Origin of the sequence: Paraburkholderia flagellata, assembly GCF_021390645.1 — a bacterium.
In the GTDB taxonomy this organism is placed as follows: domain Bacteria; phylum Pseudomonadota; class Gammaproteobacteria; order Burkholderiales; family Burkholderiaceae; genus Paraburkholderia; species Paraburkholderia flagellata.
In genome coordinates, this window is the sequence record NZ_JAJEJT010000001.1 from 1155427 (window position 1) to 1169268 (window position 13842).

Consider the following 13842-nt stretch of genomic DNA (forward strand, 5'->3'; position numbering starts at 1 on the left):
TCGTTCAGCGATGCATTCAGCGGCGCATTTAGTGATAAACCGCGAGGCCGAGCACGCAGCACACGACCACGAGCAGGCTCACGCGAAAGAGGGACGGGTGCCACACGACCCGATAGAGGCCGGTTCTGGCCAGCACGGAATCGAGCACCCAGGTGATCGCCGCGCCCAGAATGAAGAGCAGCACGATCGCCGGGATATAGGCGTCGAGAAACGCGACGTCACGAGGCATGGTTGGCTCCCCGATGGTCTTCATGAGGTTGACGGGCATTCACGCCCTCGCTGCCCGCGTAGGCCGCAAGCGGCGATTGCGGGTCGATGAGCGCGGTGCGGATGAAATGCAGATGGCTCTGGATGCGCTGCAACTGGTGGCGCTCTTCGCGAAGCGGCGTGTCGCCACGCTCGGCTGCGCTCGTTGCATCGGGCTTCCACATGCCTTGCAGCACCGTCTGGCTCGCATCGATGGCGCGGACGGTTGCCGCGAGCGCGTCGCGGTAACGCGGCTCGCTCGGGCGATCGAAGAGCGCGCTCACGGCCTTGAGCGTCGCGTCGATCGTCACGCGCCATGCCGTTGCCTGCGCGTACTGCGGATGCGCGGGCAGCGTCGCCAGTTCGTGACGCAGATCGAGCGCGGCGTTGCCGACTTCGAGCGTCGAGAAGAGCCAGCGCAGTGTGTCGCGGCGTTGCGCATCGTCGTTGCCGGCGATCGCCGAGAGCTGGAACATCAGGTCGCGCGCGCCGCTCTCGAAGCGGTTGCGCAGTCCCTTCAGACGCGCGCGGCAGGCCTGCACGGCACCGCCGCGCAGGTCGGCCAGCAGACGCCGGCGCAGCCACGGCGTGGAGGGCGGCAGCAGCACGGCGAACGCCAGCGCCGAGACCGCCATCGACGCGATGAGCGCGAGCGCGTCGTTCATATAGCTGCTCGGGTTGTACTGCACGACGTTGTCCGGGCCCGCGAGAAAGCACAGGAAGATGCAGTAGCCCACGCCGTAGCCCGCGTACTTCGGGCGCGTCGTGAGGAACACGCCGAACGCGAGCGCGGGTGCGAGCGCGACGCACAGCATCGCAAAGCCGTCGATATGCGGAAACACGCCGAACGTGAGCACCATGCCGACGAGCGAAGCGAGCACGGTGCCAAGCGCCATCTGCGTCGCCATGCGCGAGGGCTGCGGCGCGGACGAGGCGAGCGCGCAGGTCGCGGCGGCATTGAGCACGAGGGTCGTGCCGCTCGGCCATGCGGTGGCGATCCAGAACGCGCCGAGCAGCGTCATCACGATCGCGGCGCGCAAGCCCGACACGCCTGCTGCGATCAGGTTCGTCTTCGGCACGTAGCGTGCAATCCATTTTTCGCGCGAGTGCGTGTCGACTGCAAGCGAGGCGTAGGTGGCCGTGTACTCGGTCATCTCGTGCACGAAGCGGTAGAACAGTTCCGTGGCGGTGTCGAAGTCGAGCAGACGCGCGTCGCCTTGCGCTTCGAGTTCGGCGCGCGTGGCGCGTACGCGCCTGGGCAGCGCCGAGCGGTAGTCTTCGAGTTGCTTCGAGACGTGCGTTGCGTCGGCGGCGGTGAGCACCGGCTCGCCCGCTTTCGCGAACAGCGGGGCGATCTCGCGGAAGTACGGTTCCAGCGCTTCGACGGTGGCCGAGGAGCCATCCGCGCGCAGACGGTTCATCAACTGGTGCAGCGCGTGAAAGCGCGTGGAGACCGTCATGAACTCGGTGTTCAGGCGCGCGAGGCGCCCCGAGCGCATGCGCGCGTCGGGCGACTCGAACACGGCCATGCTACGGTTCGCTTCGAGGCCGACGACGTCAGCGACGAAGCGCGCATTGCTCGCTTCGATATGCGAACGATCGATACGGCCGGCAAGCGCTGCCGACACGTAATCGACGAACGAGGAGAAGCGGCGCCGCACGTTCGAGCGCAGCAGCTCGCCCGTAAACTGCGGAAACACCACGGCGCTGACGAAGCCCGAGCAAAGAATGCCGATCGAGATCTCGCCCACGCGCGTCATGGCCGACATGAACGCGCCGTCGGGATGCTGCGAGGCCGGAATGCCGATGAGCGCTGCCGTATAGCCCGCGAGCACGAAGCCGTACGAACGGAAGTTGCGGTTGCGCGCCGCGCCCGCGGTGCACAGACCCACCCACAGCGCCGTGCAGACGATGAAGAGTTCCGGCTGCTGCGCGAAGAGGCCGATCAGCGCGAGCATCACGACGAGGCCCACGAGCGTGCCGCAAATCCGGTAGAAGCTCTTCGCGAACACGGGGCCGCTTTGCGGCTGCATCACGATGAACACGGTGGTCATCGCTGTGCGCGGCTGCGGCAGATCGAGCTTCATGGCGATGCCGAGCGCGAGCAGCGCGGCGGCGATCGCCTTGAAGAGATAGATCCAGACGAGGCCGTCGGTGCGCGCCCAATCGGCGAGCGCGGCGTAGAGGCTTTGGCCGCCCGGCTGCGAAGGTGAGGAGGTTGACGCTTGCATTCCCGGCTGCCTTAGTGCGCCGCGCCGGACGCGCCTGCATCGGCGGCGTCAGGCCCGGACGAGGCATGCGAGCCGTGCGGCGCGAGCAGCGCTGCGGGCATCAGCGGCACGTCACGCGTCTTCTTGCCATGCGCGGGCAGTTGCTCGGCTTCGGTCGGGCCTTTCGCTGCAGCATCGCTCGATGCGTCGATCATCCCGCCGCCCAGCGCCGCGACGAGCGTGGCGTGTGCGGCGAGGCGCTCGGCCTGGATGTGCGCGACGCCTTCCTGCGCGCGCAGCAACTGCGTTTGCGCAATCAGCACGTTCACGTAGTCGGTCAGGCCACGGCGGAAGCCTTCCTGCGCGAGATCGTAGTTGCGCTGCGCGGCCGCGACCGAGCGGTGCGCGTCGTCTTCCTGTGTCGCGAGTGAGCGCATGCGCACGACCTGATCGGCGATTTCCTTGAGCGCGGTCACGATCGTCTGGTTGTACTGATCGACGGCGATGTCATACGCGGCGGACTGCGCGCCGAGCTGCGCGCGCAGGCGACCGCCATCGAAGATCGGCAGCGAGAACGCGGGACCGGCGGCATAGCTTCCGCTCATCGACTTGAGGAACTGGAACAGCGGGCCGGCCGCCGCGTAGCCGCCCATCGAAACGAGCAGGTTCACGTTCGGATAGAAGTCGGCCTTGGCGACGTCGATGCCGCGCGCTTGCGCGGCGACGAGCCAGCGCGCCGCGACCACGTCGGGGCGATAGCCGATCAGCTCGGCCGGCAGCGCCGAAGGCAGGCCCGCGGGCGCGGCGAGCGAGAGCGCGGGGCGCTCAATCGATTCGCCGGCGCCCGGGCCCTTGCCCGCGAGCGCCGCGAGCTGGTTCTTGCCGAGCGCGATGGACTCTTCGAGCGCGTCGATCTGGCGCTCGTACTCGGGCAGTGGCGTTTGCGCCTGGCTCACTTCGAGCTGCGTGCCGATGCCGCCCGCGAGGCGCTTTTGCGCGAGCGTGAGAATGCGCTGCTGCTGGGCGAGCGTTTGTTTCGCAATGTCGAGCAGCGCGTAGTTCATCGACATGTCGATGTAGGTGCGCGTGACATTGACTTCGAGTTCGAGCTGCGCCGCGCGCGCGTCCGCAGCGGTGGCGTGCGCCACGTCGAGCGCGCGCTCGGCGTTGTTCTTGTCCTGACCCCAAAGATCGAGGTGATACGAGAGGCCGAGCGTGGCCGTGTTGTTCCACGTATTCGCGCCCGCGAGCGGTCCCGGTCCGTAATAAACGTTGTCGGACCATTGCTGACGCTGGATGGACATGCTGCCGTTGATTTGCGGCAGGAGCCCGGCCTGGGCCACGCCCACCATCGAGCGTGCCTCGCGCACACGCGCCTGGGCGGCGGCAAGCGAGGGGTTGCCGGCCACGGAGGCTTCGATCCAGGCGTTCAGTTGAGGGTCGTTATAGCCGCGCCACCAGTCGCTGGCGGGCCAGGCGGCGTCACTGTTGGCCGCGCGGATCGCCGATCCGGCGTCGAGTTGCGCGGCTTCGGCCTGTTTCGCTTGCGGTGCGATGCCCCCGGTACTGGCGCAGCCCGCGATTATCAACGAGAACGTAAGAACCGTGAGTGCGGCGAGTCCTTTCGGTACCGGAGACTGCACGATTTACTCCTTATCTTGGCTATGAATCACTGTCCGTCATTATATTTTTTGCGCGATTGGTGAATAACCGGTAAGGATGCAAGGCATTTTTACGAAACGTGAGACAATCGATCTTGCGAAATATGAAACAATTCGTGTGTCAGATAGAGGATTGGTATGGATACGCTTCAAAACATGCGTGTATTCGTCCGGGTGGTGGAGGCGGGCAGCTTCACGGGCGCGGCGCAATACCTGAACACGACCACGGCTTATGCCTCGCGCGCGGTTTCCGATCTGGAAGCGCATCTGCGCACGCGCCTCCTGAACCGCACGACGCGCCGCATCGCGCTCACCGAGGCGGGCGAGCGCTACCTGCAACGCTGCGAGCAGATCCTGGCCTACGTCGATCAGGCTGAAGCGGAAGCCGGCGACGCGCATGCGCGCCCGTCGGGCAAGCTCAAGGTCCACGCCATGACGAGCTTCGGTCAGCACTATGTGGTGCCGGCGGTGGGGCAATATCAGCAGCGCTATCCCGACGTGCACGTGGAGCTCACGCTCGCGCAGCGCATGCCGGACCTGCTCGACGAGGGCTATGACGTGGCCCTCGTGGTCGCGACCGATCTGCCGGATTCGGGTTTCGTGTCACAGCGGCTCACGAGCGCGTTCAGCATCGCGGTTGCCTCGCCGGCGTATCTGGAGAAGCGCGGCGTGCCGCAACGGCCCGCCGATCTCGCGCACCACACTTGCCTGCAGATGGTGACGCCCGTGTTCCCGACCTCGCAATGGCATTTCACGGGCCCCGAAGGCGAGACCACGGTCGATCTCGGCGCGGCGACCTTCCAGGTGAACGTGGCGGAGGCGATGGCGGTGGCCGTACGCGAGGGCATGGGCGTGGGCCTGCTGCCGATATATTCGGCGATCAGCGGTCTGCGCAGCGGCGAACTGCAGTGGATCCTGCCGGAGTACAAGTCGCAGGAGATGAATGTCTTTGCGGTGTACCCGTCGCGCCAGTACCTCGACGCGAAGATCCGCACCTGGGTCGAGCTGCTGCGCGAGAGCATGCCTTCGACGCTCGCGAGGGATCAAAACGAGCTGCGCCGGTTCGCGCGCACCTGAGGCGGCTGTGCTTGCGCCTGATTTGCGCCTGATCAAAAGGGCGCGCGCAGGCTGTGACAGCCTGTTACAGCTTGCGCAGATGGCAACACTTCCTTACGCCCGGTGGCGCGGCGGCTTGGTAAGGTAGCGGGACTGTTTCACGCAACCCTCTTTCTGCCAACACGGGAACTTACATGGATACGCATCTGATGATCGGCATCGCCGTGATGATGGGCCTGATCGGCATCGCGGCATCGCGCGATCTGCTGCGCATGCGCCGCGCGCAGCTGCAGCCCGTGACGCTGCGCGTGCGCCGCGACGACGCACGCATGCATTGACGCAGGCATTGAAATAGCGCGCACGTTCGCCGCGCTAGATCTCCACCACCTTGTCCCATGCAAAGGCCGGATTCTCCGGCTGCCCCGTGCGGCGGTCGCGATAGCCGCGCGGATTGCACACCACGCGCGTGCCGTTGACCGTGTAGTCGAAGCACGTATGCGTGTGGCCGTGTATCCATAGCGCGACAGGCGCGCGCACCAGCGCGTCGAGATCGCTCACGAATCCCGCCGACACCAGATCTTCCGCGTAGCGCGGCGCGAGGCTTTGCCTGTGCGGCGCGTGGTGCGTCACGACGATCGTCTCGCCCGCGAAGGGCTTCGCCAGTTCCGCTTCGAGCCACGCGCGCGAACGCGCATGGAGCGCGAGCGAATCGGCCGGCGTGAAGTCGCGAGCGAGCGCTTTCGGGCTATCCGGCCACGACACCTGGATCAATCCGCGAAAGTCGAGCATCACGCGCATCGCGGCCGCGATGGCGGCTTCGCGCGCGGCCTCGTCGGCGCCAAAGAGCGCAAAGTCCGCCCACAGCGTCGTGCCGAGCACGCGAAAGCGGCCCGCCGGATCGACATACACGCCGTCGTTGAGGAAATGCACGTTGTCGAGTGTGGCGGCGGCGTCGCGCATCGCCGTTTCCAGCGCGCCGAGATCGCCGTCGTAGTACTCGTGATTGCCGGGCACGTACACCACCGGCACCTGCGGATCGAACGTTTCCGCCGCCCAACGCAGACCGAGCCCATGATTGTGGATGTCGCCCGCGAGCACGACGAGATCGGCCTGCGCATGCGGGATCGTGTCGGGCTCGTCGTGCTCGAGATGCAGGTCGGACAGCACGCGGATCTTCACCGGGTTTATCACGGTTCTCGCTCCTTCGATCAGGGCAACACTTTTCCCGGATTCATCAGGTTCAACGGATCGAGCGCGGTCTTGATCGCACGCATCAGCGCAAGTTCGACCTCGCTCTTGTAATGCATGTTCTCGTCGATCTTCAACTGCCCGAGGCCGTGTTCGGCACTGATCGTGCCGCGATGGCGATCCACGCTGTCGTAGACGATACGGTTGAGCGTCTTCTCGTTTTCGGCGAGGAAGCGTTTCGGGTCGCCGCCTTCAGGCGCCTGCACGTTGTAGTGCAGATTGCCGTCGCCGAGATGGCCGAAGGTGACCATGCGCGCGCCGGGCACTACGCGGGCGATCTCGGCGTCGGTTTCCTCGATGAAGTGGCCGATACGTGAGATCGGCACGCCGATATCGTGCTTGATGTTCAACCCTTCCTGCGCCTGCGCGAGCGGAATGTGCTCGCGGATATTCCAGAACGCCTGTGACTGCGCGAGACTTTCGGCGACCACGGCGTCTTCCACGAGACCTTGTTCGAGCGCTTCTTCCATGAGCCGCTCGAAGAGTGCGCGCGCGTGTTCTTCGCTTTCGTTGTCAGAGAGTTCGAGCAGCACGACCTGCGCGTGATGCGCCGCGAACGGATAGCGCATTTGCGGGAAATGACGGCCGACGAGCTGCATGCAGAAGTCCGACATCAGCTCGAAGCCCGTGAGCAGAGGCCCGGCGTAGCGCTGCGCGAGCGCGAGGAAGTCGAGCGCCGCATGCGCCGAGCCGAGCGCGGCGAGCGCGGTGACGCGCGCGGCCGGCAGCGGATGCAGCTTCATCACGGCGGCGGTGATGATGCCGAGCGTGCCCTCCGCGCCAATGAAGAGATCGCGCAGATCGTAGCCGGTGTTGTCCTTGCGCAGCCCGCGCAGGCCGTCCCAGATCTCGCCTTGCGGCGTGACGACTTCGAGGCCGAGGCACAGCTCGCGCGTGTTGCCATAGCGCAGCACGCCGGTACCGCCTGCGTTGGTCGAGAGATTGCCGCCGATCGTGCAGCTGCCTTCGGCCGCGAGCGAAAGCGGGAAGAGGCGGCCTGCATCCTTTGCGCGCGCCTGGACTTCGGCGAGGATCACGCCGGCTTCGACGGTGATCGTGTTGTTGTGGGCGTCGACTTCGCGCACGCGGTTCAGGCGGCGCAGGCTCAGGACGGCCTGTTTGCCGCTCGCGTCTGGCGTGGCGCCGCCCGCGAGGCCCGTGTTGCCGCCTTGCGGCACGAGCGCGACGCGATGCTCATGCGCGAGCTTCACGACAGCGGCTACTTCCTGCGCGTTGGCCGGGCAAAGCACGGCGAAGGCCGCGCCCTGGTAGCGGCGGCGCCAGTCGGCGAGGTAGGGCGCGGTGTCGTGCGCGTCGGTCAGCACGTTTTGCGCGCCGATGGCGGCGGCGCAGGCGTCGAGAAAAGCTTGGCTGGCGGTCGGGGTGGAGTCGGTCATGGTGTTTCGGAGTTCGTGCCTGCGCCAGGCTGGCGCAACGGCGCGATTGGCGTGAAGTCGCGAGGCTCAAACGGCTAGTGTGACACGGCGATAGCCTTCACGCAGCGCCCGAGGGCAATGCGGATGCGGCGTGGGCGCGCGGTTGCCGGACTCGCTTAGGCCGACTCGCGTTTCGCAGGCTTCACAGCACGTTTCGCAGCACGCTTGTACGGTGCGACATAGGCAAGCGCACACGCGAAGAAGCCGAGCGATAGCGCGACTTCCACCCAGCCAAGCAGGTTGCCCGGCGCGCGGTCGGTCATGCCGCGCACGATGCCTTCCGCCAGGTAGAGCAGCACGAGCATCGCGGCCCATTGGAGCGTGTAGAGCCTGCGTCGCAGCACGCCAGGCAGCGCAAGGGCGAGCGGCACCGCCTTGAGCACGAGTGCGCTGCCGCCGGGGCGCAGCGGCGCGAGCCGCCATTCCCACGCAATGCACAGCAGCGTGAGCGCGGCGAGCATCGCAAAGGCGCCGAGCGCGGCGCCGCGACGCTGTGCGATGGGCTCAGTGACGTCCTGCGCGCTGGCGTTCACAGCCGCTGGCCTGGCTCACTGGTGGCGAGCGCGAGCGCGAGCGCCGCGCGCGCAACCCGTACGCCCAGCGCACTCGCGAGCGTCTTCTCGTCGGCGCTCAAGCCGTGGCCGCGCGCGGCCTGGCGCGCGTGATGCGAGGCGCCGTAGGGCGTGCCGCCGCCATCCGTGGTCGTGAGCGCGCTTTCGGTATAGGGGATGCCCACGAGCAGCATGCCGTGATGGAGCAGCGGCAACATCATCGAGAGCAGCGTGCTTTCCTGGCCGCCGTGCAGGCTGCCCGTCGACGTGAACACGCAGGCGGGCTTGCCCGCGAGCGCGCCCGAAAGCCACTGCGGCGTAGTGCCGTCGAGGAAGTACTTGAGCGGCGCGGCCATATTGCCGAAGCGCGTGGGCGAACCGAGCGCGAGACCCGCGCATTCTTCGAGATCGCGCAGTTCGACGTAGGGTGGGCCGTCGGAGGGGATATCGGGTGCGGTGGCCTCGCAGACCGTCGAGACGGGCGGCACCGTGCGCACGCGCGCTTCGGCGCCGGGAACACTGTCGATACCCTGGGCAATCGCGCGCGCGAGCTCGCGGGTTGCGCCATGTCGACTGTAATAGAGCACAAGAATCGGTTTCATCGGGCCTCGTCGGTGGACGGGATATTATAGGGGTTGGGTTTGCCGCCGATGCGCGGCAATCAAAGTGTTCACAGTGGGGAGGAAGGCGGGCCGATGGATGTGCTGTCGAGGGTGAAGATCGATCTGGACATCGTCAAGCGGCTCGCGCGCTTCGCGGCGCGGCGCAGCCGCGAAGATCGCATTCCACAGGTGGCGGGCAGCCTCACGTTCACCACGCTGCTCTCGCTCGTGCCGCTCGCCACGGTCGCGTTCGCGCTCTTCACCGCGTTCCCGATCTTCGCTTCGTTCCAGAGTTCGCTGCAGGCCTTTCTCGCCGACCACCTCATGCCGGCGCAGATCAATAGCCAGATCTTCAAGTACCTGAACCAGTTCGCCTCGAAGGCCAAGGGTCTCACGACGATGGGCATGATCGTGCTCTTCGTCACTTCGGTCATGACCATGATGACCGTCGAGTCGGCCTTCAACCTGATCTGGCGCGTGCGCAAGGCGCGGCCGTTCGCGCAGCGCGTGCTCGTCTATTGGGCCATCCTCACGCTCGGGCCGATCCTGATCGGCGTGAGCCTGTCGATCTCCTCGTACGTGTTCACGCGTTCCGCCGTGATCGCAACCGAGCAGCACGTGTCGGGCATTCTCGACTGGATGCTCTTCGGCGCTTCGCTGCCGCTTACGGCGCTCGCGTTCACGATGCTCTATGTGTACCTGCCGAACTGCCGCGTGCAGTGGCGCGACGCGCTGGTGGGCGGCATCGCCGCGGCGATCGCGTTCGAGGCGGCCAAGCGCGGCTTTGGCTACTACGTGCGGCGCATTCCGACCTATACGGCGGTTTATGGCGCGTTCGCGGCCGCGCCGATGTTCCTGCTGTGGATGTACTTGAGCTGGTTCATCACACTCGTCGGCGCGATGATCACCTCGGCGTTGCCCGAAATCCGCACGGGGCGCTTCGACCGGCCGCGCTTTCCGGGCAGCGATCTGCTCGACGCGCTCGAACTGCTCGCGGGCCTCGCCGATGCGCGGGAAGCGGGCGAGCCGGGCCGCACGACCGAGCAACTCGCGCAGTTGCTGCGGCGCGACCTGGCCACGGTTAGACGGCTGATCGACGGTCTCGAGGCGGATGAACTCGTCGGGCGTCTTGAACAGGAAGAGCGCGCGAAAACGCTGTTCCTGCTGATCGGCAATCCCGCGCGCATAACGGTTGTGCGCATCTTCGACCGCTTCGCGATCGATCGCAAGGAACTGGCGTATCAGCTCAAGTCGAGCAGTATCGACGCGCACATGCTGCTCGGCGCGCTCGACAACGACAAGCTTGCGATTTCACTCGCGTCGCTGCTTGCGACGCGGCGCTTCCCCGCGCTGACGGAGGAGCATGCGCCGGTGCTCCCGCATCCGGCGGCGTGACGATGCGGCGCGCCTGGAGAAGCGCGCCGCCGCATCAAATTCGGATCAGAGAGAAATCTTGCCGCGGCAGATATCCGCGAACATGACCCAGTCGCCCATCAAGCTGTAGATGGGGTGACGGAAGGTGGCCGGGCGGTTCTTCTCGAACTTGAAATGTCCGACCCACGCGAAGCCGTAGCCGCAGACGATGGCAAGCGGCAGCCAGAGCCAGTTGCCGGTGGCGATCGCCATGCAGACGAAGCCGATCACGCCTAGCGACCCGATGAAATGCAGCCGCCGCGAAACGAGATTGCTATGTTCGCTCAGGTAGAACGGGTAGAACTCCGCGAAGTTCGAAAAATGCTCGGTATGCGTGGTGGGTTGCATCGTCTCCTCCTTTCTGCGTGGACACGCAGGGGATGGTTGATTCAGCCATTTTCCGGCGTTCCGAACGACCGTGCAACCAGGGCAGGCGTGAACCGTCAGCCGTTGCCCACGCGCGGCGCTTGCTGCGTTGCAAAAGCATAGAGCGCGTCGAGCGTCGCATCGGGCTGCTCGGTCATCAGCGCGTGACCCGCGTCCAGCGTGACCGTATCCGCCGGCGTGCCGGCTTGCGCGAACGCGTCGGCGAGGGCGCGCGCCGCGCGCGGCGGCGTCATCGCGTCGCGTTTGCCGACGATCAGGCGCACCGGGCAGCGCACCTTCACAGCACTGGCGAGGCCATCCGCGTAAGCATTGCACGCCGCGAAATCGGTATGGAAAAGCTGCGGCTCGCCGCGCGCGGCGACACGCTCCATCAACCGCTGGTTCATGCCGCGCAGCCAGAAACCGGGCCCGGGGCTCGACGGCTTGGCGGCGAGCGTCGAGTGCGACCACGCATTGACGAGCGCGATCGCCTCCGGCTCGCGCTCTCGCGCGGCTTCGAGCAAGGAAGGCGCGACCGTCATCGGGAACGCCGTGGCGAGCAGGGCGATGCGCTGCGCGCGCTCCGGATGGCGAGCCGCGAATTCGAGCGCGATGAGCGAACCCATGCTGTGGCCGGCGACGAAGGCCTGCGGCGCGTTCACCGCGTCCAGCAGCGCAGCCAGCCAATCGGCGAGCGCGCCGATGCTCGTGAGCGCCGGGCCCGCGCTGCGCAGGTGGCCGGGCAGATCGACGGCCAGCGCGTTGAAGCCGTGATTCGCGAAATAGCGCGATTGCAGCGCCCAGACGCTGTGATCGTGCTGCGCGCCATGGACGAACACCGCGAACGGCAGCGTGCGGTCGATCGGGCGCGAGGCCGTGTAGGCATAGACCGGCTTGCCGGCGAGATCGACGATCATGACGCCTCCTTGCCGCTGGGCTTGGCCTTCGATGATTCCGCTTTTTGCGACGCCTTCAGCGCGCGCTTGAGGTCATCGACCAGATCGGCGGGATCTTCGAGTCCGATCGAGAGCCGGATCGTGCCTTCCGCAATGCCAGCGGCGGCAAGCGCCGCGGCGTCCATGCGGAAATGCGTGGTCGAGGCGGGGTGGATCACGAGCGAGCGCGCGTCGCCGACGTTGGCCAGATGCGAGAAGAGTGTGAGCGATTCGATGAAGCGCTTGCCCGCCGCACGTCCGCCGCGCAGGTTGAAGCTGAACACGGCGCCAGCACCGCGCGGCAGCAGACGGCTGGCGAGCGCGTAATCGGGATGGCTCGGCAGCTCGGGCCACGCGACCGATTCGACCGCTTCGTGCGCGGCGAGATATTCGACGATGCGCCGCGCGTTCGCCACATGCCGCTCCATGCGCAGCGGCAGCGTTTCTATGCCTTGCAGCAACTGCCACGCGGCCTGCGGATGCAGGCACGCGCCGAAGTCCCGCAGGCCCTCGCGGCGCGCGCGCAGGAGGAACGGCGCGACGGTGCTTTCCTCGCTGAACACCATGTCGTGAAAGCCCGCATAGGGCTCGGTGAGTTCGGGAAAGCGCCCCGACGCTTCGAAGTCGAACGTGCCGCCATCCACCAGCACGCCGCCGATCGTCGTGCCATGGCCGCCGAGGAACTTGGTGGCCGAGTGATAGACGAGATCCGCGCCATGCTCGAAGGGGCGCAGCAGGTAAGGCGTGGTGAACGTCGAATCGACGAGGAGCGGCACGCCGTGCGCGTGCGCGATGTGCGCGACGGCTTCGATGTCGAGCACGTCCAGGCCCGGATTGCCGAGTGTTTCGCCGAACAAGAGGCGCGTGTTGGGCCGCAGCGCCGCGCGCCAGGCGTCGAGGTCGCCGGGTTTCACGAAGGTCGTCTCGATGCCGAAGCGCTTGAGCGTGTAGTGCAGCAGGTTGTGCGAGCCGCCGTAAAGCGCCGCCGAGGCGACGATGTGCGAGCCTGCGCCCATGAGTGTCGCAATCGCGAGATGCAGCGCGGCCTGGCCGCTCGCGGTGCCGATCGCGCCCGCGCCGCCTTCGAGCGCGGCCACGCGCTCTTCGAACACGGCGACGGTCGGGTTCGAGATGCGCGAGTACACGTGGCCCGCACGCTCCATGTTGAAGAGCGCGGCGGCGTGGTCGGTGTCGCGAAACGAGAACGAGGTGGTGAGGTAGATCGGCGTCGCACGGGCGCCGGTGGCGGGGTCGGGCGCCGCGCCGGCGTGCAGCGCGAGCGTGTCGAAACGGCTATCGGGATTCGATGACATCGTGGCGGCGCGGCCGGCGCGAACCGGCCTGGTGTCGAGGGTGAAGGGCATCGTAACACCGGCGGCGGGGTGCAGGACGTCCGGCTTGGCGTTTTTCGGGCCTGATGGAGGGCGTTCCGGGCGGCCGCCCGCGTGGACGGACGCGCGCCGGAAAACCCTTCGCTACGGCTTTCGGCAGACGTTTCGGGGCGCCGCGGAGCGCCCGCCGCGCGGCTTTCCTTTTAACAATCTTTCCGCTAGGATCGAATCAGGTAGGCATCTTTTCAGCATTTCCCCCATTACTAGCGGCATTCCTGGAGACACATCATGCGTGTCAGCGACATCCTCAAGGTGAAGGGCAACACGCTCTACACCGTCACGCCCGATACTGCGCTGCACGAGGCAGTCAACACCATGGCCGAGCACGATATCGGCTCGCTCGTCGTCATGGAGTACGGCGATCTGGTCGGCATGCTCACGTTTCGCGAGATCATCCTCACGCTGCGCGCGAACGGCGGCAGCGTCGGCACCACGACGATCCGCAAGGTCATGGATGATCACCCCATCACCTGCACGCCGGAAACCGAGGTCGACGAAGTGCGCCGCATGATGCTCGAGCATCACGTGCGCTATCTGCCGGTCATGGAAAGCCGCTCGCTCATGGGCGTGATCTCGTTCTACGACGTGGCGAAGGCCGTCGTGGAAGCGCAGGGCTTCGAGAACAAGCTGCTCAAGGCCTATATTCGCGACTGGCCCGAAGAGGAGCGTCAGCCGGCGCGCTGAGCGCAGCCCGTGCAACGCCCTCGGTCAGCATGAAAAAGCGCGC

The 13842-nt window shown here is 66.5% G+C and carries 14 protein-coding genes; 4 read left to right on the forward strand and 10 right to left on the reverse strand.

The window, feature by feature from the left end:
• Nucleotides 1–28 precede the first annotated feature (28 nt).
• Genes L0U83_RS05040 through L0U83_RS05050 form a run of 3 tightly spaced genes read right to left on the reverse strand, consistent with a single transcriptional unit; the run spans nucleotide 29 to nucleotide 4099 of the window.
• The gene (locus tag L0U83_RS05040) at nucleotides 29–229 is read right to left on the reverse strand and encodes a DUF1656 domain-containing protein (RefSeq protein WP_028208049.1); all 201 of its coding nucleotides are present in this window, start codon (nucleotides 227–229) and stop codon (nucleotides 29–31) included.
• The gene (locus L0U83_RS05045; protein ID WP_233881157.1) at nucleotides 219–2477 is read right to left on the reverse strand and encodes an FUSC family protein; all 2259 of its coding nucleotides are present in this window, start codon (nucleotides 2475–2477) and stop codon (nucleotides 219–221) included. The genes L0U83_RS05040 and L0U83_RS05045 overlap by 11 nt, the downstream gene beginning before the upstream one ends.
• A gap of 11 nt (nucleotides 2478–2488) precedes the next feature.
• Complete coding sequence (locus tag L0U83_RS05050; protein WP_233881159.1) at nucleotides 2489–4099, reverse strand: efflux transporter outer membrane subunit; 1611 nt, start codon at nucleotides 4097–4099, stop codon at nucleotides 2489–2491.
• Between the two features lie 156 nt (nucleotides 4100–4255).
• Here L0U83_RS05050 and L0U83_RS05055 point away from each other — a divergent pair, with 156 nt between their 5' ends.
• Together L0U83_RS05055 and L0U83_RS05060 are read left to right on the forward strand one after the other, a co-directional pair.
• The gene (locus L0U83_RS05055; protein ID WP_233881160.1) at nucleotides 4256–5194 is read left to right on the forward strand and encodes a LysR family transcriptional regulator; all 939 of its coding nucleotides are present in this window, start codon (nucleotides 4256–4258) and stop codon (nucleotides 5192–5194) included.
• Between the two features lie 173 nt (nucleotides 5195–5367).
• Nucleotides 5368–5511, forward strand: coding sequence for a hypothetical protein (locus L0U83_RS05060; protein WP_199272076.1), 144 nt, complete (start codon nucleotides 5368–5370; stop codon nucleotides 5509–5511).
• 34 nt (nucleotides 5512–5545) lie between these two features.
• Here the strand turns inward: L0U83_RS05060 and L0U83_RS05065 are convergent, their stop codons facing one another.
• From L0U83_RS05065 to wrbA, 4 genes are all read right to left on the reverse strand, one after another.
• Complete coding sequence (locus L0U83_RS05065) at nucleotides 5546–6352, reverse strand: metallophosphoesterase (RefSeq protein WP_233883726.1); 807 nt, start codon at nucleotides 6350–6352, stop codon at nucleotides 5546–5548.
• A gap of 29 nt (nucleotides 6353–6381) precedes the next feature.
• A complete protein-coding gene (locus tag L0U83_RS05070) occupies nucleotides 6382–7818 on the reverse strand; it encodes an FAD-binding oxidoreductase (RefSeq protein WP_233881163.1) in 1437 nt (478 codons plus the stop codon).
• Nucleotides 7819–7973: 155 nt separating this feature from the next.
• Nucleotides 7974–8318 (reverse strand): DUF2069 domain-containing protein, encoded by a 345-nt coding sequence (locus L0U83_RS05075; RefSeq protein ID WP_233883727.1) that lies wholly within the window; start codon nucleotides 8316–8318, stop codon nucleotides 7974–7976.
• Nucleotides 8319–8386: 68 nt separating this feature from the next.
• Entirely contained in the window at nucleotides 8387–9010 is a 624-nt protein-coding gene (wrbA, locus tag L0U83_RS05080) for an NAD(P)H:quinone oxidoreductase (protein ID WP_233881165.1), read from the reverse strand.
• A gap of 93 nt (nucleotides 9011–9103) precedes the next feature.
• Between wrbA and L0U83_RS05085 the strand changes: the two genes are divergently transcribed.
• Nucleotides 9104–10405, forward strand: a complete 1302-nt coding sequence (locus L0U83_RS05085; protein WP_233881167.1) for a YihY family inner membrane protein — start codon at nucleotides 9104–9106, stop codon at nucleotides 10403–10405.
• Between the two features lie 45 nt (nucleotides 10406–10450).
• On the opposite strand, the gene L0U83_RS05090 is transcribed toward L0U83_RS05085, so the two are convergent.
• The 3 genes from L0U83_RS05090 to L0U83_RS05100 all read right to left on the reverse strand — a co-directional run bounded on the left by L0U83_RS05090 (nucleotide 10451) and on the right by L0U83_RS05100 (nucleotide 13037).
• Nucleotides 10451–10771 (reverse strand): Mpo1-like protein, encoded by a 321-nt coding sequence (locus L0U83_RS05090; protein ID WP_233881169.1) that lies wholly within the window; start codon nucleotides 10769–10771, stop codon nucleotides 10451–10453.
• A gap of 95 nt (nucleotides 10772–10866) precedes the next feature.
• Nucleotides 10867–11706 carry an alpha/beta fold hydrolase gene (locus tag L0U83_RS05095; protein WP_233881171.1) on the reverse strand — a complete coding sequence of 280 codons (840 nt, stop codon included), beginning with the start codon at nucleotides 11704–11706 and terminating at the stop codon, nucleotides 10867–10869.
• The gene (locus L0U83_RS05100; RefSeq protein WP_233883729.1) at nucleotides 11703–13037 is read right to left on the reverse strand and encodes an O-acetylhomoserine aminocarboxypropyltransferase; all 1335 of its coding nucleotides are present in this window, start codon (nucleotides 13035–13037) and stop codon (nucleotides 11703–11705) included. Before L0U83_RS05100 ends, L0U83_RS05095 begins: the two co-directional genes overlap by 4 nt.
• 306 nt (nucleotides 13038–13343) lie before the next feature.
• Between L0U83_RS05100 and L0U83_RS05105 the strand changes: the two genes are divergently transcribed.
• On the forward strand, nucleotides 13344–13799 hold the full coding sequence (locus L0U83_RS05105) for a CBS domain-containing protein (RefSeq protein ID WP_158757482.1): 456 nt from the start codon (nucleotides 13344–13346) through the stop codon (nucleotides 13797–13799).
• Nucleotides 13800–13842: the final 43 nt, after the last annotated feature.